Raw genomic sequence first — 24,266 nt, 5'->3', positions numbered from 1 at the left:
ATCATCCAACGATGGATGATCTTTTTTTATTTTTTATTAAAATGTTGTTTTACATTGCTGATAAAATACAGACTACCCGTTACGAGTAGTACATCCCCATCAAATTCATCGATGTACTTGATGTAATCATCTACTACATGACTGTTTGGATGAGCGACTGCACTTTTAATCTCTTCAATCTTTCGCGCACGGTAAAAATCAAATTCTGTGATATTAAACTCATTCGCGATCGATTCTAGTTTTCTAACCATATTTTCAATAGGTTTTCCAGAAACACATGAGAATAGTACTGTGATGTCACGACCTTTAAAGTTATTCTCCATCGTCTCAACTAATACATCAACAGCTTCTCTATTATGTGCGCCATCAATGATAATCGTTGGATTTTCACTTAACACTTCTATTCGTCCAACCCATGTCGCTTCTTCAACACCAGAAACCATCTTATTCATATCGAGCTCAACGAGACCTAGCTCATTCATTTCAACGAGTGCTGCCATTGCAAGAGATGCATTTTTCTTCTGATGAAGCCCGAGCATTTTTAATTTAATATCTTGGAAATCATAATTTCCATATTGGAACGCAAATTCTCCATCTTTTCGTAATAAAAGAATTTCTCTACTAAGCTCAATGCCTTTAGAATTATTTGCCTCTAACACTTGATAGATATAGTTTTTGCTTTCCTCATCCTCCACATTGAATACAAGTGGAACACCTGGTTTTATCACACCTGATTTGTCTTTAGTGATTTCTAAAAGCGTGTCTCCTAAAATGTCTGTATGATCGAGACCTATGCTTGTTAGGACTGTCATGATTGGTTTGAAAACATTTGTAGAATCATGAGTGGCTCCGAGTCCTGCTTCAACGATTACAAAATCTACTGGATGGATACTACCAAAGTAAACGAACATCATCATAGTGATAATCTCAAATTCAGTAGCCTGTCCAAGATCTGTCTCTTCAATCATTCTTTCTGAAACTGGGCGTACGATGTTTGCAACGTGAGTAAGATCTTCGTCACTAATCGGATTCCCATCAACTGAAATACGCTCATTAAATACAACGATATAAGGTGAGGTAAACGTCCCCACCGTATAATCGTTATAGTTTAACGCACTTCTCATATATGCGACTGTCGATCCTTTCCCGTTCGTTCCAACCACATGAACACCACGGATTTTATCTTGTGGATTTCCGAGTTCGTTTAACATCCAAGTCATTCTCTTAACGCCTGGTTTAATTCCAAACTTGCCTCTGTTATGAATCCAATCTAATGTCTCTTTATAGTCCATTTATTTACCTCTTAGTTCTTCCAAACGCGCTGTGACGTCATCATATTGCGCTTGATATGATGCTTGTTTTTCTTTTTCTGATTTAACTACAGCTTCCGGCGCATTTAGAACGAATTTTTCATTAGAAAGCTTACCATTTACACGTTTAAGCTCTCCAGTTAAACGGTTTTGTTCTTTCTCAAGTCTATTGATTTCATCTTCAATGTTAATGAGTCCTGATAAAGGAAGTACCACTTTCGCACCACTCACAACACTTGTCTTAGAATCGTCATCTGCGACAATCGTTTCGCTGATTTCTAATGTTTTTGGGTTTGTGAAACGTTCAATGTAGTGCTTATTTTCTTCGATTAACCCTCGTTTTGTTTCATTTTTAACCTCAACTTTAATATCAATTGGCTTAGAAAGTGGCGTATTTACTTCATTTCTTGTTTGACGTACTGATTTAATAATATCTACAAGCAATGCCATTGTTTCTTTACTATCATTGTCAGTTAATTCTTCTTTTACTGTTGGCCATTCACTCACAACAATCGAACGGTCTCCCTCAATTGTTTGGTAAATTTCTTCTGTTACAAACGGCATGAATGGGTGTAGCATTTTAAGAATTTTATCAAGGGTATATAGTAATACTGAACGTGTCATGTTTTTCTCTTCGTCTGTACCTTCAGTCATCGGAAGTTTCGCCATTTCAATGTACCAGTCACAGAAATCGTCCCAGATGAAATGATAGAGAATTCGTCCGACTTCACCGAACTCATAAATTTCTGAAAGACGTGTCACTTCACTAATCGTTTCATTCAAGCGTGTCAAAATCCATTTATCCGCTAATGATTTTTCTTTAGTTAAATCAATATCCGTCATTTTGAAATCCGATCCGATGTTCATGAGTGCGAATCTGGATGCATTCCAAATTTTGTTAATAAAGTTCCATACAGACTCAACTTTCTTATCGCTATAGCGTAAGTCTTGTCCTGGTGTTGTACCCGTTGATAAGAAGTAACGCATTGCGTCTGCACCATACGAATCAATAACATCCATAGGGTCTACACCATTATCCAGTGATTTAGACATTTTTCTATTTTGTTCATCACGTACAAGTCCGTGTAATAAAACATCATCAAATGGACGTTTACCAGTATGTTCTAATCCAGAGAATATCATACGTGCAACCCAGAAGAAGATGATGTCATATCCAGTAACAAGTACACTTGTTGGGTAGTACTTTTCGAGTTCTTTTGTTTCATCTGGCCAACCCATTGTAGAGAACGGCCATAACGCGCTTGAGAACCATGTATCTAAAACATCCGAATCTTGTGTCCAGTTTTCAATGTCTTCTGGTGCATCCATACCCACATACATTTCACCAGTCTCGTTATGGTACCAAGCTGGAATTTGGTGACCCCACCATAACTGTCTAGAAATAACCCAGTCATGTACGTTTTCCATCCATCTGTTAAATGTGCCTTCAAAACGGTTTGGTACAAAGTTAATTTTGTTATCCGTATTTTGGTTATTTAAAGTCATTTCAGCAATTGGATCCATTTTTACAAACCACTGAGTTGAAAGAAATGGCTCAACAATTGCATTTGAACGCTCAGAGTGTCCTACTGAATGCACGTGTTTTTTAATGTCGATTAAGAACCCTTCTGCTTTTAAATCTTCGACAAGTGCTTTACGACACTCAAATCGGTCCATACCAACGTATTTCCCACCGAGTTCATTGATAGAACCATCTTCGTTTAATACGTTAATACGTTCTAAATCGTGTGTATTCCCAAGGTCAAAGTCGTTTGGATCGTGGGCAGGTGTAACTTTCATGGCACCTGTACCAAACTCCATATCTACATAATCGTCTGCGATGATTGGTAATTTACGTCCGACAATTGGAAGTATTACGTTTTTACCGATTAAGTGCTTATATCTCTCATCATCTGGATGAACAACAACCGCAGTGTCCCCAAGCATTGTCTCAGGACGCGTCGTTGCGATTTCTAAGAATTCTGAACCATCTTCTACCTCATACTTGATGTGATAGAAGTTACCTTCAATTTCTTTGTGAATCACTTCAATATCACTGAGTGCTGTTTTAGTTTCTGGATCCCAGTTGATGATGTACTCACCACGATAGATTAGTCCTTTGTTGTATAAGTCAACAAACACTTTTCTTACGGCTTTAGATAATCCATCATCGAGTGTGAAACGCTCGTGAGTGTAGTCTAGTCCAAGACCAACTTTTGCCCATTGGTCGCGAATGTGACTCGCGTATTCTTCTTTCCAGTTCCATGCATGATTTAAGAATTCTTTACGAGTTAGATCAGATAGTTTAATTCCTTCTTCACGTAAACGAGCAGCTACACGTGCTTGAGTTGCGATACCTGCGTGGTCCATACCAGGCAAGTAGAGCACATCATATCCTTGCATGCGTTTCATACGTGTGATGATATCTTGTAACGTAGTGTCCCAGGCGTGACCTAAGTGCAGTTTACCTGTTACATTTGGTGGTGGAATTACAATTGAAAACGGTGGTTTATGTGAATCTACATCTGCTTCAAAATATCCCTTCTCTACCCATTCTTTATACTTTCCGCGTTCTACTTCTTGCGGATTATACTTCGTTGACATTTCCTTCATATAATCATCTCCTTAACATTAAAAAACAAAAAACTTCCATCCTAAAATAGGACGGAAGTTCCGTGGTACCACCTAAATTTAGCGTGAAAATTTCACACTACACTTAATTATGATTAACGCTCATCAAACGTCTAACTCTACTCGTTTCAAGTTAAATTACTTAGACTACTTCACACAAGTGTTTCACGTGTTTACACCAAACACACGCTCTCTAGAGAAACTAAATCCTTGTGTTACTCCTTCTAAACTCAATATTAATATGTTAATAGATTACTCGAAAAAGACTGTTATGTCAAGCTTTGGACGCACGACGTCTGAGATAAAAGTCTATAAGTGGAACAATAAATAGAATAATGAAAAATATTCTAAAAATGTGATAGCTTGAGATAATCGATATGTCTCCACCTGTTTCTAATGCAATGACAATAATCTGAGCAAGTCCACCAGGAGCAGCTGCTAAAAATAGAGTATTAAAACTGTGTGTTGTGAAGAATTGATAGATCAGTACAATCACCAAAGTACCCGTTATTAGTAAGATGTTCTGCATCAAAATAATAAAAATCAATCGTTTCGCAAGCTGAGATAGTAATGTTGAGATCTGAAGACCGATACGAATACCAAAGAGAATTTGCGCAAAGTTAATGAGCGCGATGTCTAGAGTAAATGTAATCCCAGTCGTCAAGTTCCAAATAATCATCACTAAAACTGGTCCTAACATAATCGCAGCTGGAAACTTTATTTTCTTTAAGAATACGTACATCAAAATTCCACCGAGTGGAATTAAAATCATAAGTGGTGTTAATACTTCTGTTAAATGTGGTACAACTTCGGCAATACCCGTCTTCCCTTCTGATGGAAAGAACTGCGCAATAAACGGTACGATTAAAACAATAAGCACAATACGAGACATCTGTGTGAGAGACACAAGCATAATGTCTGCATTTTTATTTTCTTCAGCCATGATGAGCATCTGACTCAACGCACCGGGCACACTGGCAAGAATCGCAGTTTCAAGGCTCGATCGTGTTAATTTCATAAACATGCGTGACAATGATAAACTCATGAGCAAGACTAAAAATGAAATGATGACTATATTTAATAGATCCGCAAGCATCGCAAAGAGTGCGACTGCAGTAAGAGATGATCCAATCTGGAACCCCATAAGGAATACACCTGAATCACCAAACCATCTTGGATACCAAAATTTAGTTCCAAAATATCGAATAAATAATAGAGTACCGATCAAACTACCGAATAGCCATGCAAGAGGCAAATGAGTAAAACCAATTAAAATAGAGAGTACACTACAGATAATAAACAGTAGTATCGTTTTTAAGTAACGCATCATTTACACTCCTCTCTTAAAATACGAAAAAAAAGCGCACATTTGTGCGCTTATCTTTTACAGGTGGAATATGAGTAGTGGTAATAAGAGTAGTACCACAATTGTAGGCATTAACCAATAAAGGATATTTGCCGGATCTTTTTTCTTTTTAACAATAGCCAAGAGTCTCGACCCCTTTTTATTAATCTTACTTTAAATTATGAAAGATTTGCCGAGTAAAATCAACAATTATTTACTTTTGATACGGCTCAGTGCATTATCAAACGCTTTTAACGTTGTTTCAATATGGTCTTTTGTATGAGAAGTCGATAAAAACATCCCTTCAAATTGTGAAGGTGGTAAATAAACGCCTTCTTTAAGTAATTCTTGGAAAAGTGATGCAAATAAATCTAAGTCTGAGCGGTTTGCATCATCAAAGTTTACTACTGGTCCTTCTGTTAAGAAGAATCCAATCATAGAACCAGCACGGTTAATTGTAATTTTTTCGCCGTGTTTTAGAAAGATTTTTGGCAATTCACTCTCAATGATATCTCCGAGTGTATTAAAATGCTCATATGATTCTTCAGTCAATTGAGATAGTGTTTCAATTCCTGCAGTCATAGCGAGCGGGTTTCCTGATAACGTACCTGCTTGGTAAATTGTTCCAACAGGTGCAACATGCTCCATGATTTCACGTTTACCGCCGTAAGCACCAACTGGTAATCCACCACCAATTACTTTACCTAGGCACGTAAGGTCAGGAGTTACACCAAAGTAACCTTGAGCTGAATGATATGACACACGGAATCCTGTCATTACTTCATCTAAGATGAGTAACGTACCATTCTCTTCAGTGATTTCTCTTACGAAATGTAGGAAATCATTTACTGGAGGTACAACCCCCATGTTACCTGCAACAGGCTCCATAATTACAGCTGCGATATCATCACCGAATTTTTCAAACGCTTGTTTTAGTGATTCTTTATCATTGTAAGGGACTGTAATTGTGTTACTTGCTACACCCTCTGGAACACCTGGAGAATCCGGGAGTCCAAGGGTTGCGACACCACTACCCGCTTTAATTAAAAGTGAATCTGAGTGACCGTGATAGCAGCCTTCAAATTTTAAAATTTTGTTACGCCCTGTATATCCTCGTGCAAGTCTTAGTGCAGATAGTGTAGCTTCAGTACCAGAAGATACAAATCTAACCATCTCGATTGATGGCACACGGTCAATCACGATTTCTGCTAATTGGTTCTCAAGCTCTGTAGGTGCACCAAATGATGTCCCTTTTGTCGCTTGGTCTTGAATCGCTTTCACGACGCGGTCATTACTATGCCCTAAAATAAGTGGTCCCCAACTTAATACGTAGTCAATATATTCATTTCCATCTACGTCTTTAACCATGACACCTTTTGCACTGTCGATAAATACTGGGTTCATCTTTACAGATTTAAAGGCTCTAACCGGTGAACTTACCCCACCTGGCATTAGGTCAACTGCATCTTTAAATAATGATTTTGAAGTTTCGAAATTCATTAGTTTTCTCCTTTATCGATCATTTTACATAAGTCTTTTGCGAAGTATGTGATGATTAAATCAGCACCTGCACGCTTCATAGAAAGCATTTGTTCCATGATAACTTCTTCATCTAATAATCCCTGGTCAACGGCATTACGCGTCATTGAGTACTCACCACTTACATTATATGCAACAATTGGTAAGTTTGAACTATTTCTAACGTCCCGAATAATATCAAGGTAAGATAATGCTGGTTTTACAATCATCATGTCCGCACCTTCACGCTCATCACTTTCGAGTTCACGCAGAGCATCTCGTCTATTCGCTGGATCCATTTGATACGTGCGACGGTCACCAAATGATGGCGTGCTTTCTGCAGCATCTCTAAATGGACCATAGAATTTAGAAGCATATTTAATTCCATAACTCATGATAGGAATATGTTCAAACCCATTTTCATCTAATCCTTTACGGATTTCAGCTACAAAACCATCCATCATGTTTGATGGCGCAATAATGTCTGCTCCAGCTTTCGCTTGAGATACGGCAGTTTTTACAAGTAAAGGGAGTGATTTATCGTTATCCACATCTTGAGTCTCTTCGTTAATTACACCACAGTGTCCGTGATCCGTATATTCACACATACACGTATCTAAAATAACAAGTAACTCTGGATATAACTTTTTCGATAATTTACATGCTTCTTGCACAATTCCGTTTTCATCATATGCACCCGTACCTAATGCATCTTTTTCATTTGGAACACCAAAGAAAATAACAGACTTAATTCCAAGTTTTACAACTTCATGAATTTCTTCTTCAAGTCTGTTCAATGAAATTTGGAATACGCCTTTCATTGATGGAACTTCTTTTTTAATATCTGGTTCTTCGACCACAAATATTGGGTAAATTAAATCATTTTTAGATAAAGAATTCTCTCTCACAATATCTCTCATAAATTGTGAACTTCTTAGTCTACGGTGTCTATCAAATTTCATTCATATAACTCCTTTTCTAACATCTCTATCATTGAATTTAATGTCGCTTCTTTTGGCATAATTGATGAAATCCCGTACTCTTTAAGCGTACGCTCTGTGACATGACCGATTGAGGCTACCGTAATTTTATCTAGTACCTCTTTTTCAAAATTCGACATGAACACATGAACACCAGACGGACTTGAAAATGTGATTGCATCAGAACTTAAAAGGTTATTTTTAATTTTATTTATTGAATCTTTGTTACCGACTGGATGATACAATTCAATTTCAACGACTTCAGCATCATGATCTTTCATAAAGTCTCGCATCAAAGGACGTTTTTCGTTGCTTGCAGGATAAAGAATACGCATATCAGAATTAACCTTAAACTCTTCCATAAACCCTTCTTGAGTAAATGTACTCGGTTCAAAATCTACTTTAAACCCTGCATCTAAAAGTGCTTTTGTCGTTGTTTTTCCAATAGAAGCAATATGCTTATACTCTATATTTTTAAGATATTCTTTAAAGAATGTCACTGTATTTTTACTCGTAATGACAACCCAATCAAACGTACCAATTAGTTTCGTCTTTTCAAAAGAGAGTTGTTCAAACGAGATAATTGGAAGGTGCAATACCTCTAGATTCGTTTCTTTATGATTACAGTGGCTTTGCGTCACTATAATTCGTTTAAGATTCTCGATTGTTTTCATTGATTCGCTCAATGATTTCTTTCGCACCAATTTTTTCCATTTCATCCGCAACTAAGTTTCCTAGTTCGATTGGATCATCTGCAGATTTTTTCACTAGGAATTTCTCAGTACCTTCTTCATTCATGATGAGTCCAGTTAGGTATAATTCGCCATCTACAAACTCTGCATATCCACCAATGGGTACTTGGCAGCTCCCATCCATACGTTTTAAGAATGCGCGTTCTGCTGAAGTTGTTGTTGAAGTTTCTTCGTCATGAATGGTGCTTAAGATTTCTTTCATTTCAGTGTCACCTTCACGAATTTCAACACCTAGCGCACCTTGAGCAATCGCAGGAATAAATTCAACTGGATCGAAATACTCAGTAACAACTGTGTCTCCCCATCCCATGCGTTTTAATCCGGCAGCCGCTAAGATAATGGCATCATATTCACCTGATTCCATTTTTTTAATTCTTGTATCGATATTTCCGCGCACCCAATTTACAGTGATGTCATCACGTAGTTCTTTGAGTTGTGCTGAACGTCTTAAGCTCGATGTACCCACGATACTGCCTGGTGGTAAGTCTTTGAATGAAACGTTATTATTAGAAAGGAACGCGTCTCTCTTATCTTCTCGAGCTGGCACAGCAGCAAGTTCAAAACCTGGAGGTAATTCACTTGGAACATCTTTAAGTGAGTGAACAGCCATGTCTATTTCACCATTTCGCAATGCTTCTTCAATCTCTTTTACGAATAGTCCTTTTCCGCCTACTTTTGACAGTTGGACATTTACGATCTGATCGCCTTTAGTTACAATTTCTACTGTTTCGAATTTAACTTCGGGATTTCTTTTTTCTAACTCATTAATGAGTTGTAATGTTTGAGTTTTTGCGAGTCCACTACGTCTCGTACCGACTTTAACTATTTTCATTATTTACCTCACCTATATATTTATTTATAGAGAAACCTTTCAATGCAGAGCATAGAAAGGTTAATTCAACTGTTTTTCTTTTATTAATTCATTCTTTTCGAGCGCTTTTTTTGTTTCTTCTTCAGAAATCTCTTGTACGATATCTTCGATACCAAAGAGTTTCTCAAGTTCAGTAAGCTGAATGCCACCCTTTTTATCTCCTGCGAGTTCTTTTGTATAGGTAATTGGATCTCTAAGCATTTGATTGATGATACTCTTCATATGTTTAGAAATAACTGTTTGTTCGCGTTTAGATAAATCTGGCATTTTGTTTAAGACACTTTGAAACGTTGTTTCATGTATATCTAAAGCTTTTTTTCTCATCGCTTGAATGACAGGACGCACCCCTTGCATGTCTACCCAACCATTAAACGCATCCACAGATTCATCGATCATCTCTTCGATTTTTTCTGCTTCTTTTAAGCGTGACTCTAAGTTAGAATCGACAAGTCCGTTTAAATCATCCACGTTATACATATAAACGTTTGGAATATTTGTGACTTCCGGCTCAATGTCACGTGGCAGAGCAATATCTATTAGAAGTAATGACTCATCTGGACGACTTCTCATTGCTTCATTTACCATGTCAGACGTAATGACAAAATCAGTTGCTCGTGTAGATGAAATCACGATGTCCGTTTCTTTTAGACACTCCGTTAATTCGTTCATCGGTCTATAATCGCCACCGTATTTTTCAGCTAACTGTCTACCACTTGGCTCACTTCTATTGATTACCGTAACATCAGAAATTCCATTTGAAGTTAAGTTGAGTAATGACTCTTCAGCCATTTCACCGGCACCAACGACTAATATTCGCTTCTCTTTAATGTTTTTAAATACATTTTTTGCAAGTTCAACTGCAGCGTAAGAAATACTTACCGCATTTTTTGATATCTCTGTTTCAGTATGTCCTCTTTTGGCTACAGCCATCGCATCTTGAAACAGTCGGTTGAGTAATTTACCTGTCGTATGTTCTTCTTGTGCTTCTATAAATGCATCTCTCATTTGTCCAAGAATTTGTGTTTCACCAACAACCATTGAATCGAGACCTGCTGTGACTCTATATAGGTGGTTTATGGCATCATCACCTTCCCGAACTTCTGTGATGGTTTTTATTTCATCAAAGTCTAATCCAAAATAATCTGCTAAGAATTTTTGTGTGTAATAAACTCCAGTGTGAACTTGATCACTGACTACATATAATTCTGTTCTGTTACAAGTCGATAATAGGACACTTTCTAAGATACTCTTTTGTCCGCGAATTTTATGCAACGCGTCTTTAAGATCTTCTTCTTCGAATGTCACTTTTTCACGATCTTCGACATCTAGATTTCTATAGTTTAGACTGAGTGCAACTACATGCATGTGTGTGCCCCCTTAAATTCATTCATATGTTATTTATAATAACAGAAAACTTTTGTAAAATGTGAGGAATGAGCGGACTGTCACAAATTGTTTAGATTCTGTCAGCGATCTCCTTATAAACGCGGTCTAAATTGTGTTTAGTTACACTAGAAAACGGAATTATCACATCTTCTGGTTCTACTTGTAAGTTCTTTTGAATCACTCCGACATGTTTTTCTATCTTGCTTTTTGCAATTTTGTCGCTTTTTGTCGCAATAATAATTACTGGAATTTCATAGTATTTTAAGAAATCATACATCTGAATGTCATCTTGTGTTGGTGGATGTCTAAGATCGATTAACTGAATACATGCCTTCATTTCCTTACGTCCAGTTAAATAACTTTCAATCATTGCTCCCCATTTTTCACGTTCTTTTTTTGATTGTTTTGCATATCCATATCCGGGAACGTCAACAAAAACAAATTGGTTATCTACATCATAGAAATTTAATGTGATTGTCTTCCCTGGTTTACTTGAAATTCTGGCAACACCTTTTCTACCACAAACAGCGTTGATAAAACTAGATTTACCAACGTTAGAACGACCTGCAAGTGAGATTTCGCTGAGACCAGTTTCTGGGTATTGTTCTTTTGATACTGCTGAAATAATAATATCTACTTTATTTGGGTTTATTTTCATAATCCTCACCTTTAAAAAAAGGCTGTCGAACGCGACAGCCATTATTTATAATTTATGCACTTTTTTTGTTTAAATCGAGCTCTTTGCCGTCTTCATCAAAAACTTGTGGCTCTGTTTCATTTATGATTGTATCACGAGTAATGAGTACTTTCTTAATGTCTTCATTAGATGGTACATCAAACATGATATCAACCATGCGCTCTTCGATTATAGAACGAAGTCCACGTGCACCAGTTTTTCTTTCAATTGCAAGTTCTGCAACTGCATCAAGTGCATCTTCATCGAATTCTAATTCAACATCGTCAAGTTCTAACATGCGTGTATATTGTTTTACTAATGCGTTCTTAGGTTCAGTAAGAATTGCTTTTAATGCATCCACATCTAATTCCTCTAAATTAGCAATAATTGGCACACGACCAATAAATTCTGGAATTAAGCCATAGCTCTGAAGGTCTTCTGGACGTACAAGTGCCATTAACTCTTCATTTGTTTCAGCTGTTTCAGACTGTCCACCGAAGCCGATCACTTTGTGACCGATTCTACGTTTAATGATTTCTTCCATTCCAGCAAATGCTCCACCTAGAATGAATAGAATATTTTTCGTATTAATTTGGATAGACTCTTGGTTTGGGTGCTTTCTACCACCTTGTGGTGGTACACTTGCAACTGTACCTTCTAAGATTTTAAGAAGGGCTTGTTGTACACCTTCACCAGAAACGTCTCTAGTGATTGAAGTGTTTTCACCTTTTCTAGCAATCTTATCGATTTCATCGACATAAATAATGCCCTGTTCAGCGCGTTCAACATCATAATCTGCTGCTTGAATGAGACGTAATAGAATATTTTCTACATCATCTCCAACATAACCTGCTTCAGTAAGACTTGTAGCATCTGCGATTGCAAACGGAACATGTAACGTGCGTGCAAGCGTTTGTGCAAGTAATGTTTTACCTGACCCTGTTGGGCCAATTAATGCAATGTTACTCTTAGAGAGTTCTACTTCGTCGTCCCCACGTTGATTGATGCGTTTATAGTGGTTGTAGACTGCAACACTTAATGCACGCTTCGCTTTATCTTGTCCGATTACGTACTCATCAAGGGCTTCTAAGATTTCTCTAGGCTTTGGAATTTCTGTTAGAAATTCTGTTTCTGTATCTTTTAATTCTTCTTCAATAATTTCATAGCATAGCTCGATACATTCGTTACAAATGTAAACACCGCTACCTGCAATTAATTTCTGTACTTGGTCTTGGTTTTTACCACAGAAACTACATGTGAGATTTGACTCATCTTCATTAAACTTAAACATGTATTGCACCGACCTTTCATTCTTTAGTATCTTACAACAGAATACTCACTATTTCAATTAAACTGATTAAATCAATTGAATAAGCTCCACACTTTAGTGCAGAGCTTAATGTTAGAATGATTCATTCAATTATTTTTGGTTTTCAACTAAGAAATCAATTGCTTTTTGGTTCATCACGTCTGCTTTCAGAACTGATAAGTCACCAAGTACTTTTTTGACATCTTCAGTTGGCATGTTGAATTGTTCAGCAAGTTTGCTTAATTCGTTGTCAACATCGCTGTCGTCAACTGTGATGCCTTCTGCTTCAGCAATTGCGCCTAAAGTTAAGCCTGTGCGTACACGTTTAAGTGCATCTTCTTTCATTTGCTCGCGCATAGCATCAGCACCTTGACCAGTTAATTGCTCGTAAAGTTCTAAGTTAAGTCCTTGTTGAGATAGACGTTGTTCGAATTCTTGAAGCATTCTGTCTTGTTCATTACGAACCATAGCTTCAGGTACATCGATTTCAGCGTTGTCTGACGCTTGAGATACGAGTGATTCTTTCATTTTGAAGTCTGCTTCTTCTTCTTTAGCAGCTACTAAATCTTTTTTGATTGATTCTTTAACACCTTCAGCAGTGTCTGCATCGAAACCTTCTAATTCTTCTTTAACGAACGCGTCGTTAAATTCTGGAGTTTCTTTTTGTTTGATTTCATTGATTTTCACTTTGAATACAACTGGTTTACCAGCAAGCTCTTCAGCGTGGTATTCTTCTGGGAAAGTGATGTCTAAGTCTTTTTCGTCTCCAGATTTAAGACCAACTAATTGTTCTTCAAATCCTGGGATGAATTGACCAGAACCAATTTCAAGTTCGTGACCTTCTGCTTTACCACCTTCGAATGGCTCGTCGTTTAAGAATCCTTCAAAATCAAGGTTAACGATGTCGCCTTGAGCAACTTCGCCTTCTTCTTTAACAACTAAGTCAGCGTATTGTGCAAGCATTGCTTCGATTTGTTCATCAACCTCAGCGTCAGTGACTTCAGCTTCAACTTTTTCAGCTTCTAAGCCTTTGTATTCACCGAGTTTAACTTCTGGTTCTACAGTTACTGTCATTTTAAGAACTAAATCTTTACCTTTTTCGATTTCTTCTACTTCTACTTCAGGTTGATCAACTGGGCTAATTCCAGTTTCTTCTACTGCATGACCATATGCATGTGGTAAAACCATATCTAAAGCGTCTTGGTAAAGTGATTCTACACCAAAACGTTGTTCGAACATTTGACGTGGAATTTTTCCTTTTCTGAATCCTGGAACTTGAACTTCCTTAGATACTTTTTTGAAAGCTTCGTCTAAAGCTTTCTCAAATTCTTTTGCAGGTACTGTAATTGTTAATGTACCTTCGTTACCTTCTAGTTTTTCCCAAGTTTGTGTTTGAGACATAAATAATTTCCTCCGTTGTAATACATGATTTCACTTGTTTATTTAACCTATATATTATAGCAATAAACATATAAGTGTTCAAATGATTGTTATTGGTTTAATCTTTCAATTTCATCTTGAATTAAAAATACCCAATCTGCCAGCTCACCATGGAAGTTTTTCTCGTCTAACTCATTATGCAATACTCTTATATAGTTTATGAAGATATTGGCAATTTTTTGTGGTGTGAACGGCACATGGTAAGGATACCATAAAATAGAGAAGTTCATAAACATTTCCAATGTTTGACGGATTTTTTCGTCGTTACCTTCAAATTTTCTAGCACCAATATCATCGATCCACTCGATCGTTTTAACTACTTTTGCTTCTTTGTCGAATGTCTTAAATTCAGAGGTGTATTTCTTGAACTTCTTACCAAATTTATTCAATTCAATTGGTTCATCATTGTAATCCATCGCCTTTAAATATCCAACCATCAGGCTCTGAATCATGAGTATCTCTTCATTTTTATATAAGCGACTGATGAGATCAACATAACCTTCTACTTTTTTATTAAAAATAAATTCAACAGCTGAAAGTCTCGCTTCTACAGATCCTTCAGTAATTGTTTTTTCAATATTACCATCAAATTCTGGTTGGATCATGTGTTCATCTTTGGAAGAATCTGTAATGTCAGATTGAAGAATCATCTCTAGCTTTTCTAAAACAGATGGGTCTAAATCCCCTAAATAGGGATTTTTAGCCATAGCCACCAACCAGTTTTCAACCTCTTCGTAACGTTCTAAATTTTTTAATGCTCTTATGATCATGATCATGTGTAGCGCATTATCTTCGTGGTCATCATCTAGCATTTGAAAAAAAGTCTCGCCAAAAAATAATGCTTTTTCATTTTGCCCTGTGTGAAATAATGATTCATAGTACATCTCAAAGTACTCAGATGAAGGAAAATCTAGTTCTTGAAGTGCTTTAAACTGTTGAATGTACGTGTAATAATCCTCGTCATAATAGTATTGTTTTAAATCACGTTGTAACTTTTGAATGAAGCGAGGATGGCTTCTGATGTTCTTTTTACGCATAGGCGTCACGAATGATGAGTTCACTCCAAGACTCATATGGAGATAATGAATTCAACTCACTGTCATTCGTCCAAATAAGTTCAATTGTATCTTCCTCGTTGCTGAAGATATCTTCTTTATTTACTTCAACTTTGAATACAAGGCCGATGTGCACTTGTCCTACTTCATTTGTGTCATCGTTAATGAGACCTACGATTTCAAATGATTTTAACTTGTCTTCAGTGATTCCAACTTCTTCTTCAAGTTCTCTTGCTGCGTTTATCATCATTTTTTCTTTGATGTCTGTAACGTCTTCAATATCGTTCATGTGACCTCCGACTCCGATAGATAAAAGACCATGTAAACGTGACTCACCGCCACCTTCTAATCTTTTATATACAAGAGTTTCGTCACCTGACGCAATGATTGCATAGCTGATCAATTGTTTATATGAAGGATCTTCTTCCATATCACCACGACGTTTTACTTCGAACTGTGGTAGTGTCTGAACAATTTCATCAAACTTTGGATCTTTGTTATCAATAAATCCATTAAATGCGTTCTGTTTTTCATTTAGTAAAGTATCTGTTTTTACTACTAAAATCTGTTCGTCAAATTTACTCATAGATATACTCCTAAAAATAGTCTTATATAACAAGGATACACTATCTAACTTAATTTCTAAACCGAAGACTATAGAATAAAAGTAATCCATTTGGTATACTATTATAGGTTAAATATTAACAGGTTCGTAACCATCCCTGTATAAAAAACTAAGGAGAATTGAATATGAAAATGTCAACGCGCGATTTAGCAATTAACGCGATTTTAGCAGCGCTGTATGTTGTCTTCACGACAATCAACCCGATTGGGACTGGAGCAATCCAACTACGTGTGAGTGAAATGCTTGCAATGGTACCTTTCTTTAATAGAAAGTACATTCCTGGACTACTGATTGGTGTAGTTATTGCGAATGCATTCTCATCACTTGGACCAATTGATGTTGCGGTAGGATTATCGATCTCAGTTATCGCCTACACAATTAGTTATTTTGTGAAAAATGTATGGGTTAACGCAGTACAATACTCACTATTATGTGCAATCATTGTGCCATTAATGCTTTGGCAAGTATTAGGAATTCCATACTGGCCAACATTCGTTGCGATCTTTATCTCAAATTTAATTGTGACACTAATCGGTACATTCTTAATTTCTAGATTCGGAGACCGTATGATGCTGACTAGAAGTATAGAGCAGTAAATAAATATATCCTGGTAACAGTATGTTGTTACCAGGATTTTTAATTCTAATAATCTGTTTTTCTGATTTTGATAATTGTGAGTACCAAGAATACTACAAAGTAAATACCCATCATTAAGAATTGTGGGTTTGTGATTGAGATTCCCGATACTCCTGATGTTGCTGCACTGAATGGGAAGTACTTTTGTAAGAAATCTATGAATATATTCGCGTCTTTTTCGAATAATGCACTAAATGCTAAACTTCCAAGTGATTCAATAATTGGATAGAATAACGTCACAATTACTGCGATCACGAAGACGAATACTGATCTTCTTATAAATAGACTTAAGAACAGATAAATAGTACCAAACACTAGTGCTACAACTACATAACCAAGTAACGCTTCACTAAGTAAATGCCCTACCGATTCGTGTTCTGCTGGAGAAATAAATGGAGCGGGTTCTAAAAGATCTGTGCCTAATGCCTTCCCAATTAGTAATACAATCACAAGAATTGCACCATAGATAAAACCAACAAATCCCATGCTGATTATTTTTCCGATTGCATAGATTGTACGATTAGATTTACTATTCATAAATAACATATTCGTGTTTTCAGTAATATCTTTTGTGAACACACGTACTGCGGATACAATAACAAATATAATAGCAAATGAACCAAACGCATACGCTAAAAAGTATCCATTTATTGAAAGATCATCGATTAATTGTGCAGACACAATCATACCAATTGCAGGTGCAACAGAGAAAAATAGGAATAGATATGTTAACCAACTCGCAAAGAAATCTCTGATATCATATCCAACGACTTTAAGTATATTCATCTATTTCACCTCTCCTTGGTCAATCATTTTGAAGTAATAATCTTTCAGTGATGTTGTCTTCTTGTTCATATCTACTGGGAATAATCCAGATTTAGCAATGCGTTCTAAATACATTGAGAAGTCACCATTATAAGACATGCGTACCACATTACCCTTTAACTCCAGATCCTGTACGCTTTCACTTAAAATTTCAAACGCTTGTCTTGCTTCATCTTCATCAAAAATAAACTCAATATAAGTACCAGATTTTAATTCATTGATGAGTACTTTTTCAGATAAACGTCCCTTTTCAATGAAAAGAATGTCATCCGCGATCATTTCAATATCTTCTAATTTATGACTTGAGATAAGAACTGAAATGTCGAATTTTCTTGAGAACTCTTGAATGATTTTTAATACATCGATCGAACCATCTGGGTCCATACCGTTAGTAGGTTCATCTAAAATTAAGTATTTGGGTTTATTTAACATCGCAATCACAAGACCAAGTTTTTGCCTCATCCCCATTGAATACTTTCCAACTTTACGTTTTAAGTATCCACGCATGTCTAAAGCATCTACAAGATAATCAATATATGCTTTATCAGCAGCTGATTTATAGACACTAGAGAAGTACTTGATATTATACCAACCAGATTTATGACGGTATAACTTTGGCTCTTCGATTAAGTAACCTACTGTAAAGTTTTCACCACGATTTACTCGCCCTTCATGCTTTTGTATAATTTCACAAATAATTTTCATTACAGTTGTTTTACCTGCACCGTTTCTTCCAATTAATCCAGTTACACCTGGATTAAGATCAAACGTCGCATTTTCTAATACATAGTTGCCACCGTATTTTTTCGATACGTTTAATAGTTCCATCTTGCCCCTCTTTTCTATCTGTACTATCTAAGATAATATAGTTATGATACGTATATGTCAACCTGTTTAAAAGAAAAACCTGAAGTTATATATATTACTTCAGGTTATTCGTTATTATTTAGACTTTTTCTTTTTATCTTTTTTCTTCTTCTTTTTCTTGGCTTTTTTATTTTTCTTCTCTTCTGCCATTGCAGCAATGTACAATTTTTTAACAGTTGAGAACTGTGCGTTATCTAGAGATGTATCTTCTTCACGTAAACGTTCAACTGTTGATACACTCACACCTGCTGCATCTGCAATATCTTTTGATTCAATATCTTTTAAAAGATACTTTGTAATTTTCTTTTCAACCTTATAAACTCTCATGGTTATCACTACTTTCTTTTTAACTGTTTAATATCTTTTACCCGAATTTTATCGAATGTACTCAAAACGCATTTCTTGAATTTAATTTTATTTCGTCTTAATGTAAATATGAGATAAATATTTAGGAGGAAAAGAACTTGAAACAATTTGACTTAGTAATTATCGGATTCGGTAAAGCAGGTAAAACACTTGCGAAGACAGCCGCAAGACAAGGAAAAAAAGTTGCCGTAATTGAACAGTCCAACAAGATGTATGGTGGGACATGTATCAATATTGGCTGCATACCTTCTAAAGTATTAGTACATGATGGTGAGTTAAACAAATCATTTGTTGATGCTTTTGAAAGAAAATCAGAAGTTGTCGGTGCGTTAAACAAAAAGAACTATAACACTCTTGCGACAGATGAAAACATTGAAGTCGTTGATGGAAAAGCAAAATTTAAATCAAATTATGAAGTAGAAGTATTTGATGACAATGACAAATTGTTAGACACTTACACATCAAAAAACATTGTAATTAACACAGGTGCCTCTCCAGTTATCCCCGACATTGAAGGTGTGAAAACTTCAAAAAGACTCTATGACTCAACGGGTATCATGAATTTATCAGAGCAACCAAAACGACTAGTTATCATTGGTGGCGGATATATTGCTTTAGAATTCGCAAGCATGTTTAATAATTTAGGAACAGACGTGACTGTGTTAGAACGTAGTGATATACTCATGCCTAAAGAAGATGAAGAAATTAGAAATGCTGCAATTAACGATTTAACTGAAGCAGGCATTAACTTTGTAACAGAAGCAGAATCAGAAAAATTTGAGGATACAGAAGATCACACGATTGTTCATACAAATAAAGGAACATTCGAAGCAGACGCAGTGTTACTTGCGATAGGACGTAAACCAAATGTGGATTTAGGATTAGAAAACACGGACATCGAACTCACTGACCGTAAAGAAATTAAAGTAGATGAACACCTTAGAACAACTAGAGAAGGAATCTATGCCGTTGGTGACGTAAAAGGTGGCATGCAGTTCACGTACATCTCACTCGATGACTTTAGAATTGTGAAAGATGATTTATATGGTGATAAAGAACGTACAACAGAAAACCGTGGAGCAGTACCATATACAGTATTCATAGACCCACCACTATCACGCGTTGGGATGACAGCGAAAGAAGCAAAAGAAGCTAGTAAAGAAATTAAAGAAGGAAAACTACCAGTAAATAGTATCCCTAGACACAAAATCAATAACGATCCAAGAGGATTATTCAAAGCAGTAGTCGATGCAGAAACAAACGAAGTACTCGGAGCAACACTCTACGGAAAAGAATCCGAAGAAATGATCAACATAGTGAAACTAGCAATCGATCAAAAAATTTCATATGAAGTGTTGAGAGACAACATATATACACACCCTACGATGACAGAATCATTAAATGACCTGTTTAATGTGAAGGAATGACTGAAGAACAGACACCGTAAGGTGTCTGTTTTATTGTTTATAGTGTTGAGTAGAATTTACTAGCCAAAATAAAGTAGAAATGTTTGAAAACAACGTCAGAAATGAATACTCATATAGTCAAATCATAATCTTGTGTTTAACATTTTGAGCGACAAACTTTTGTGATTTCGTCAGACTTTGACGCTTAAATTCAGTTTGAGCGCCAAACTATCGATAAAAACACTTTTTTAAGCTGAATTTGTCGTACAAATTTTCCATTGAATTTCAACCACAAAAAAACACCACAACCGCTTGGCTGTGGTGTTTCTCTTATTAATTAGCGTCCCAGAAGGGATTCGAACCCCTGACCGATGGCTTAGAAGGCCATTGCTCTATCCTGCTGAGCTACTGAGACATCTCTCTTGAACACAAGTATTATTATATCCAATATCGTTCCTTATTGTCAACAGAATTTAGCATAGATTTTTACAAAATTTACATATTTATGAAAATCTCTTTATTTCTTTAACGCTTCCCATTCTAACTTCGTCATTCTGTACAAATATCCGTCGTAGAATCTTTCATTACGATAAAAATAATCTTTCATTCTAACTTCACGTACAAATCCTAATCGTTCGGGTATTTTAATGCTGGATACATTTTCTACATCTACAATAATAGCGATTCTATTCAGACCTAATATATTATATCCATATTCAACGAGCTTCGTCACACAGTCCGTCATAATTCCCTTACCTGTATGTGATTCTGCTAGCCAATATCCAATCTCCGTGCTTCTATTCATACGGTTGATTGTGTTAAACCCACATAATCCTACTAAATGATTATCATGATAAACACCAAGTGTCATCATCCCAGTTTCGCCATTTCCTTTTTTCCATTCTTCTAAAGTCTCAATATAATCTTCTGGTTCTGTATCAAAAGCTGCCCATGGTAAAAATTCACTTAGATATGCTTTGTTTTTTGTAACAAGTTTATGGATGGTCTTATATTCATGAACCTCTATTTCACGCATTATAAGACCATCTCTAACTTCTATCCTGTTCTTCATTATAAATTCTCAAGCTGAATTGTATCCATCAATTCATTCTTTCTGTTGTAGTACTGAACAACATCTTTAACCGTATCTAAAATTGCATAGCTTTCCGGATATTCATTACGTGAAAAACTAATTGAACCAGGATTAATACAATACACATCATTAATTCTCTCGACTTTAGCGACATGGCTATGACCATAAAGCGCATATTTCGCATCGAGGCCAGCTGCTTTTTCAGCTAATGTCGTTCGGTCATGTTTTATTCCAAACAAATGTCCATGTGTGAAAAAAATATCCTTGAGTTTTCCATGTCTTTGATACGAACGATCAAAATCCACATTCCCAAGCACAGTTAAATAAGCATCTAATTCTGGATCATCACTGATAAACTCACTGTCGCCTAGATGAATATAATAATCTGCTGGAATTGTTTTACTCAAATTTTCAATGATATTCTTTTCTCTATGGTTGTCACTTACAATTAAAACTTTCATACATCCACCTACTTTAGCAGTTTGTTAAACAAAGCTTTATCTTGTAGCATTTTCTTAATGGCGTTTCCTCTATGAGAAATTTTACCTTTCTCTTCTGTATTTAAGTTCGCTAATGGCGTACCATCAAGCGTCTTAAATAATGGGTCATATCCAAACCCATGAGTGCCTACAGGTGCTTCCATAATTTCACCAGGCAGTGTTCCAGTATATGTGACAGTCTCTTCTCCTGGAATTGAAACTGCAATCACACACGTGAAGTACGCTGCACGATTTTCTTTTCCTTCAAGGTTTTTTAGAAGTAATGCGTTGTTCTTCTCATCTGTTGCATTTTCTCCTGAGTAACGTGCTGAATATATGCCAGGCGCACCGTCTAATACCTCTACAGAAAGACCTGAGTCATCACTGACAACTGGAAGTCCAGTGAGTTTTGTACCTTCTTCAGATTTAATAATCGCATTTTCTACAAAAGTCGTACCTGTTTCTTCTGGATTAAAATCAGGTATCAGTTCTTTTATTCCAACGACTTCAAAATCTTTAAATATTGCTTTAAAATCTTCAATTTTCCCTTTATTCCCACTTGCTATTACTATTTTGTTCATACCTTCACCTACATGTCTACAGATTCAATGGAGTACTTCATATTCGATATCCATTTATTTAATGTTTCTTCAAATCGTTTATATTCACCGTTGATGTAAAACTGATGAACTTCTAATTTTTCTGTATTTAGCATATCATGGAAATCTAAATACGCACTGACTTCTCGTGCAGTTTCAAATCCAGAATCAACGATATATTTACTATAATCGAAAAACTTATGAATAGAGTTTCTGATTAATGGATAATGCGTGCAACCAAGTATCACAGTATCTGCTTCATGATTTTTAAGTGATGAAAGGACCTCATTTACCACTCTATCAGATTCTTTTTCGTCATGATAACGCCCGGATTCAACAAGAGGTACAAATTCAGGACAAGCAAATTCTGTTACTTTGACATCCCTATTAATACGTGCGATCTTACGTCCGTACGCGTGAGATTCTGCAGTCCCTTTAGTCGATAACACGATAATATTTTGATTATTTGTCATCTGTATCGCACTTCTAGATCCTGGCTTAATTACCCCAATGACTGGAATGTCTAATTTCTCTCTCAGTTCAGGAAGTGCTGCCGCTGTAGCAGTATTACATGCTAACACCAATACTTTAATATCATGTGCTGATAAAAACAGGGCAATCTCTTCGGTAAATGCTCTTACATCAATCTGAGACTTATCTCCATAAGGACATCTTTTTTTATCAGCAAAATAAATGATCTTTTCATTTGGAAGTTGGCGAATTAACTCTTTAACTACAGTCAGTCCACCGACTCCAGAGTCCATTACACCAATCGCTCTATTCATTGAAGAGATTCTCGCTCTCCATTAGTAGCTTTTGTAAAGCTACTGGTAGCAATTCTTTTTCATCATCTGAAAGTTTACTTGTAATCTTGGAGATAAAGTCTACACGCTTTTCAATCACTCTGTGAATCACTTCTAATCCTTTGTCTTCAATCTTTACTAAAACAAGCCTTTTATCTTCTTCAGAACGTTCACGTCTCACAAAATCATTCTGTTCGAGCTTATCGATGATATCTGTGGTCGTTGAGTGTGCAAGATAGAGTTTTGATGCCACTTGCCCAATCGTAATACCAGACTTGTCATTAACCCACTGTAAAGCGACGAATTGCAGTGGTGAAATATCATACTCTTTTAAGATTTCTCTACCATGTGCACGCACATGTCCAGAAATGTATCTGATCGACTTCTCCACTGACATAATAATTTCTTTATCTGTCATTATTAACGCTCCTAATTGTTTAACTTAAAAAGTTTATTATACACTAACCATACACTAAAATCGCATAAAAAAGTGCATACATCTACTTGATGTATGCACATTTTTTATTTATTCTACTTCGTGGTCACTACCAAAGAATGATTTGAACATATGGAATGTTGTTTCTCTTTGCATAGCTGCGATAGAAGTTGTTAAAGGAATCCCTTTAGGACAAGCTTTTACACAGTTTTGAGCCATACCACATTCAGCGATACCGCCTTTGCCCATAAGTGCATCTAATCTTTCGTCCTTGCTCATGCTTCCAGTTGGATGTAAGTTGAACAGACGTACTTGTGAGATCGGTGCTGCACCCATGAAGTCTGATTTTGAGTTCACGTTTGGACACACTTCTAAACATACACCACATGTCATACATTTAGACAGTTCATATGCAACTTGACGTTTTTTCTCTGGCATTCTTGGACCTTCTCCAAGATCATATGTACCATCAATTGGTACCCATGCTTTCACACGTTTTAAGCTGTCAAACATTCTTGAGCGGTCCACTTGCAAGTCTCTTACGATTGGGAAAGTGCTCATTGGTTCAAGCTTAATTGGTTGTTCATATTGATCGATTAATGCTGTACAAGATTGTCTCGCATTACCGTTAATCACCATAGAACATGCGCCACAAACTTCTTCTAGACAGCTCATGTCCCATGTTACTGGAGTTGTCTTTTCACCTTTACTATTGACAGGATTTCTTTGAATCTCCATTAGCGCACTGATGACGTTCATGTTTGGTCTGTAAGGAATTTCAAAGTCTTCCCAGTAACTTGTAGAGTCTGGGCTATCTTGGCGTTTGATTGATAACTTAATTGTTTCAGCCATTTTTTG

At 36.3% G+C, this 24,266-nt stretch carries 24 protein-coding genes, 1 tRNA gene, 1 riboswitch and 1 other annotated feature; of the genes, 2 read left to right on the top strand and 23 right to left on the bottom strand.

What is annotated here, in order from left to right:
• Positions 1 to 26: 26 nt before the first annotated feature.
• The 13 genes from IEU51_RS01095 to IEU51_RS01035 form a co-directional block, all read right to left on the bottom strand.
• The gene (locus IEU51_RS01095) at positions 27 to 1,292 is read right to left on the bottom strand and encodes a bifunctional folylpolyglutamate synthase/dihydrofolate synthase (protein WP_186088076.1); all 1,266 of its coding nucleotides are present in this window, start codon (positions 1,290 to 1,292) and stop codon (positions 27 to 29) included.
• Positions 1,293 to 3,923, bottom strand: a complete 2,631-nt coding sequence (locus tag IEU51_RS01090; RefSeq protein WP_229713775.1) for a valine--tRNA ligase — start codon at positions 3,921 to 3,923, stop codon at positions 1,293 to 1,295.
• Between the two features lie 44 nt (positions 3,924 to 3,967).
• Positions 3,968 to 4,182, bottom strand: a binding site (T-box leader).
• A gap of 33 nt (positions 4,183 to 4,215) precedes the next feature.
• Positions 4,216 to 5,271 (bottom strand): AbrB family transcriptional regulator, encoded by a 1,056-nt coding sequence (locus IEU51_RS01085; RefSeq protein WP_186088078.1) that lies wholly within the window; start codon positions 5,269 to 5,271, stop codon positions 4,216 to 4,218.
• A gap of 225 nt (positions 5,272 to 5,496) precedes the next feature.
• Positions 5,497 to 6,786: a glutamate-1-semialdehyde 2,1-aminomutase gene (gene hemL, locus IEU51_RS01080; RefSeq protein ID WP_186088080.1), complete on the bottom strand. Its 1,290-nt coding sequence runs from the start codon at positions 6,784 to 6,786 to the stop codon at positions 5,497 to 5,499.
• Positions 6,786 to 7,766 carry a porphobilinogen synthase gene (gene hemB / locus IEU51_RS01075; protein WP_186088082.1) on the bottom strand — a complete coding sequence of 327 codons (981 nt, stop codon included), beginning with the start codon at positions 7,764 to 7,766 and terminating at the stop codon, positions 6,786 to 6,788. The genes hemL and hemB overlap by 1 nt, the downstream gene beginning before the upstream one ends.
• On the bottom strand, positions 7,763 to 8,458 hold the full coding sequence (locus IEU51_RS01070; RefSeq protein WP_186088084.1) for a uroporphyrinogen-III synthase: 696 nt from the start codon (positions 8,456 to 8,458) through the stop codon (positions 7,763 to 7,765). Before IEU51_RS01070 ends, hemB begins: the two co-directional genes overlap by 4 nt.
• Positions 8,436 to 9,368: a hydroxymethylbilane synthase gene (hemC, locus tag IEU51_RS01065; protein ID WP_186088086.1), complete on the bottom strand. Its 933-nt coding sequence runs from the start codon at positions 9,366 to 9,368 to the stop codon at positions 8,436 to 8,438. Before hemC ends, IEU51_RS01070 begins: the two co-directional genes overlap by 23 nt.
• Positions 9,369 to 9,428: 60 nt before the next feature.
• Positions 9,429 to 10,772 carry a glutamyl-tRNA reductase gene (gene hemA, locus IEU51_RS01060; protein WP_186088088.1) on the bottom strand — a complete coding sequence of 448 codons (1,344 nt, stop codon included), beginning with the start codon at positions 10,770 to 10,772 and terminating at the stop codon, positions 9,429 to 9,431.
• 91 nt (positions 10,773 to 10,863) lie between these two features.
• Positions 10,864 to 11,451 carry a ribosome biogenesis GTP-binding protein YihA/YsxC gene (yihA, locus tag IEU51_RS01055; RefSeq protein ID WP_186088090.1) on the bottom strand — a complete coding sequence of 196 codons (588 nt, stop codon included), beginning with the start codon at positions 11,449 to 11,451 and terminating at the stop codon, positions 10,864 to 10,866.
• Positions 11,452 to 11,503: 52 nt separating this feature from the next.
• A complete protein-coding gene (clpX, locus tag IEU51_RS01050) occupies positions 11,504 to 12,760 on the bottom strand; it encodes an ATP-dependent Clp protease ATP-binding subunit ClpX (RefSeq protein ID WP_186088092.1) in 1,257 nt (418 codons plus the stop codon).
• A 129-nt stretch (positions 12,761 to 12,889) separates the two neighbouring features.
• Entirely contained in the window at positions 12,890 to 14,179 is a 1,290-nt protein-coding gene (gene tig / locus IEU51_RS01045) for a trigger factor (protein WP_186088094.1), read from the bottom strand.
• Positions 14,180 to 14,268: 89 nt separating this feature from the next.
• Positions 14,269 to 15,255, bottom strand: a complete 987-nt coding sequence (locus IEU51_RS01040) for a hypothetical protein (RefSeq protein WP_188349253.1) — start codon at positions 15,253 to 15,255, stop codon at positions 14,269 to 14,271.
• On the bottom strand, positions 15,248 to 15,859 hold the full coding sequence (locus IEU51_RS01035) for an NUDIX domain-containing protein (RefSeq protein WP_186088098.1): 612 nt from the start codon (positions 15,857 to 15,859) through the stop codon (positions 15,248 to 15,250). The genes IEU51_RS01040 and IEU51_RS01035 overlap by 8 nt, the downstream gene beginning before the upstream one ends.
• A gap of 113 nt (positions 15,860 to 15,972) precedes the next feature.
• Positions 15,973 to 16,017, top strand: a riboswitch (PreQ1 riboswitch).
• A 6-nt stretch (positions 16,018 to 16,023) separates the two neighbouring features.
• Between IEU51_RS01035 and IEU51_RS01030 the strand changes: the two genes are divergently transcribed.
• Positions 16,024 to 16,494 (top strand): QueT transporter family protein, encoded by a 471-nt coding sequence (locus IEU51_RS01030; protein WP_229713773.1) that lies wholly within the window; start codon positions 16,024 to 16,026, stop codon positions 16,492 to 16,494.
• Between the two features lie 46 nt (positions 16,495 to 16,540).
• Here the strand turns inward: IEU51_RS01030 and IEU51_RS01025 are convergent, their stop codons facing one another.
• From IEU51_RS01025 to IEU51_RS01015, 3 genes are all read right to left on the bottom strand, one after another.
• Positions 16,541 to 17,320, bottom strand: a complete 780-nt coding sequence (locus tag IEU51_RS01025; RefSeq protein WP_186088099.1) for a hypothetical protein — start codon at positions 17,318 to 17,320, stop codon at positions 16,541 to 16,543.
• Positions 17,321 to 18,187, bottom strand: coding sequence for an ABC transporter ATP-binding protein (locus IEU51_RS01020; protein WP_186088101.1), 867 nt, complete (start codon positions 18,185 to 18,187; stop codon positions 17,321 to 17,323). It lies immediately after the preceding gene.
• Between the two features lie 114 nt (positions 18,188 to 18,301).
• On the bottom strand, positions 18,302 to 18,553 hold the full coding sequence (locus IEU51_RS01015; protein ID WP_186088103.1) for a hypothetical protein: 252 nt from the start codon (positions 18,551 to 18,553) through the stop codon (positions 18,302 to 18,304).
• A 137-nt stretch (positions 18,554 to 18,690) separates the two neighbouring features.
• Between IEU51_RS01015 and merA the strand changes: the two genes are divergently transcribed.
• Positions 18,691 to 20,019, top strand: a complete 1,329-nt coding sequence (gene merA, locus IEU51_RS01010) for a hypothiocyanous acid reductase MerA (RefSeq protein ID WP_186088105.1) — start codon at positions 18,691 to 18,693, stop codon at positions 20,017 to 20,019.
• 320 nt (positions 20,020 to 20,339) lie between these two features.
• Here the strand turns inward: merA and IEU51_RS01005 are convergent.
• From IEU51_RS01005 to sdhB, 7 genes are all read right to left on the bottom strand, one after another.
• Positions 20,340 to 20,413 (bottom strand) — tRNA-Arg (locus IEU51_RS01005).
• Positions 20,414 to 20,515: 102 nt separating this feature from the next.
• The gene (locus tag IEU51_RS01000; RefSeq protein WP_186088107.1) at positions 20,516 to 21,070 is read right to left on the bottom strand and encodes a GNAT family N-acetyltransferase; all 555 of its coding nucleotides are present in this window, start codon (positions 21,068 to 21,070) and stop codon (positions 20,516 to 20,518) included.
• Entirely contained in the window at positions 21,070 to 21,552 is a 483-nt protein-coding gene (locus IEU51_RS00995) for a YfcE family phosphodiesterase (RefSeq protein ID WP_186088109.1), read from the bottom strand. Before IEU51_RS00995 ends, IEU51_RS01000 begins: the two co-directional genes overlap by 1 nt.
• A gap of 8 nt (positions 21,553 to 21,560) precedes the next feature.
• Complete coding sequence (gene rdgB, locus IEU51_RS00990; RefSeq protein ID WP_186088111.1) at positions 21,561 to 22,151, bottom strand: RdgB/HAM1 family non-canonical purine NTP pyrophosphatase; 591 nt, start codon at positions 22,149 to 22,151, stop codon at positions 21,561 to 21,563.
• Positions 22,152 to 22,159: 8 nt separating this feature from the next.
• The gene (gene racE, locus IEU51_RS00985) at positions 22,160 to 22,954 is read right to left on the bottom strand and encodes a glutamate racemase (RefSeq protein WP_186088113.1); all 795 of its coding nucleotides are present in this window, start codon (positions 22,952 to 22,954) and stop codon (positions 22,160 to 22,162) included.
• Complete coding sequence (locus tag IEU51_RS00980) at positions 22,947 to 23,390, bottom strand: MarR family winged helix-turn-helix transcriptional regulator (RefSeq protein ID WP_186088115.1); 444 nt, start codon at positions 23,388 to 23,390, stop codon at positions 22,947 to 22,949. The genes racE and IEU51_RS00980 overlap by 8 nt, the downstream gene beginning before the upstream one ends.
• Before the next feature lie 108 nt (positions 23,391 to 23,498).
• Complete coding sequence (gene sdhB, locus IEU51_RS00975; protein WP_186088117.1) at positions 23,499 to 24,260, bottom strand: succinate dehydrogenase iron-sulfur subunit; 762 nt, start codon at positions 24,258 to 24,260, stop codon at positions 23,499 to 23,501.
• Between the last annotated feature and the right edge of the window lie 6 nt (positions 24,261 to 24,266).

This window comes from Phocicoccus schoeneichii (assembly GCF_014635565.1).
GTDB classification, from domain to species: domain Bacteria; phylum Bacillota; class Bacilli; order Staphylococcales; family Salinicoccaceae; genus Phocicoccus; species Phocicoccus schoeneichii.
Note: the sequence above shows the minus strand (reverse complement) of the source record. Positions and strands in the feature narration are given on the sequence as shown.

Coding starts and splice junctions, on each gene's coding strand:
- IEU51_RS01095 (WP_186088076.1), bottom strand. CDS start 1,292: ATGGACTATAAAGAGACATTAGATTGGATTCATAACAGAGGCAAGTTT.
- IEU51_RS01090 (WP_229713775.1), bottom strand. CDS start 3,923: ATGAAGGAAATGTCAACGAAGTATAATCCGCAAGAAGTAGAACGCGGA.
- IEU51_RS01085 (WP_186088078.1), bottom strand. CDS start 5,271: ATGATGCGTTACTTAAAAACGATACTACTGTTTATTATCTGTAGTGTA.
- hemL (WP_186088080.1), bottom strand. CDS start 6,786: ATGAATTTCGAAACTTCAAAATCATTATTTAAAGATGCAGTTGACCTA.
- hemB (WP_186088082.1), bottom strand. CDS start 7,766: ATGAAATTTGATAGACACCGTAGACTAAGAAGTTCACAATTTATGAGA.
- IEU51_RS01070 (WP_186088084.1), bottom strand. CDS start 8,458: ATGAAAACAATCGAGAATCTTAAACGAATTATAGTGACGCAAAGCCAC.
- hemC (WP_186088086.1), bottom strand. CDS start 9,368: ATGAAAATAGTTAAAGTCGGTACGAGACGTAGTGGACTCGCAAAAACT.
- hemA (WP_186088088.1), bottom strand. CDS start 10,772: ATGCATGTAGTTGCACTCAGTCTAAACTATAGAAATCTAGATGTCGAA.
- yihA (WP_186088090.1), bottom strand. CDS start 11,451: ATGAAAATAAACCCAAATAAAGTAGATATTATTATTTCAGCAGTATCA.
- clpX (WP_186088092.1), bottom strand. CDS start 12,760: ATGTTTAAGTTTAATGAAGATGAGTCAAATCTCACATGTAGTTTCTGT.
- tig (WP_186088094.1), bottom strand. CDS start 14,179: ATGTCTCAAACACAAACTTGGGAAAAACTAGAAGGTAACGAAGGTACA.
- IEU51_RS01040 (WP_188349253.1), bottom strand. CDS start 15,255: ATGCGTAAAAAGAACATCAGAAGCCATCCTCGCTTCATTCAAAAGTTA.
- IEU51_RS01035 (WP_186088098.1), bottom strand. CDS start 15,859: ATGAGTAAATTTGACGAACAGATTTTAGTAGTAAAAACAGATACTTTA.
- IEU51_RS01030 (WP_229713773.1), top strand. CDS start 16,024: ATGAAAATGTCAACGCGCGATTTAGCAATTAACGCGATTTTAGCAGCG.
- IEU51_RS01025 (WP_186088099.1), bottom strand. CDS start 17,320: ATGAATATACTTAAAGTCGTTGGATATGATATCAGAGATTTCTTTGCG.
- IEU51_RS01020 (WP_186088101.1), bottom strand. CDS start 18,187: ATGGAACTATTAAACGTATCGAAAAAATACGGTGGCAACTATGTATTA.
- IEU51_RS01015 (WP_186088103.1), bottom strand. CDS start 18,553: ATGAGAGTTTATAAGGTTGAAAAGAAAATTACAAAGTATCTTTTAAAA.
- IEU51_RS01000 (WP_186088107.1), bottom strand. CDS start 21,070: ATGAAGAACAGGATAGAAGTTAGAGATGGTCTTATAATGCGTGAAATA.
- IEU51_RS00995 (WP_186088109.1), bottom strand. CDS start 21,552: ATGAAAGTTTTAATTGTAAGTGACAACCATAGAGAAAAGAATATCATT.
- rdgB (WP_186088111.1), bottom strand. CDS start 22,151: ATGAACAAAATAGTAATAGCAAGTGGGAATAAAGGGAAAATTGAAGAT.
- racE (WP_186088113.1), bottom strand. CDS start 22,954: ATGAATAGAGCGATTGGTGTAATGGACTCTGGAGTCGGTGGACTGACT.
- IEU51_RS00980 (WP_186088115.1), bottom strand. CDS start 23,390: ATGACAGATAAAGAAATTATTATGTCAGTGGAGAAGTCGATCAGATAC.
- sdhB (WP_186088117.1), bottom strand. CDS start 24,260: ATGGCTGAAACAATTAAGTTATCAATCAAACGCCAAGATAGCCCAGAC.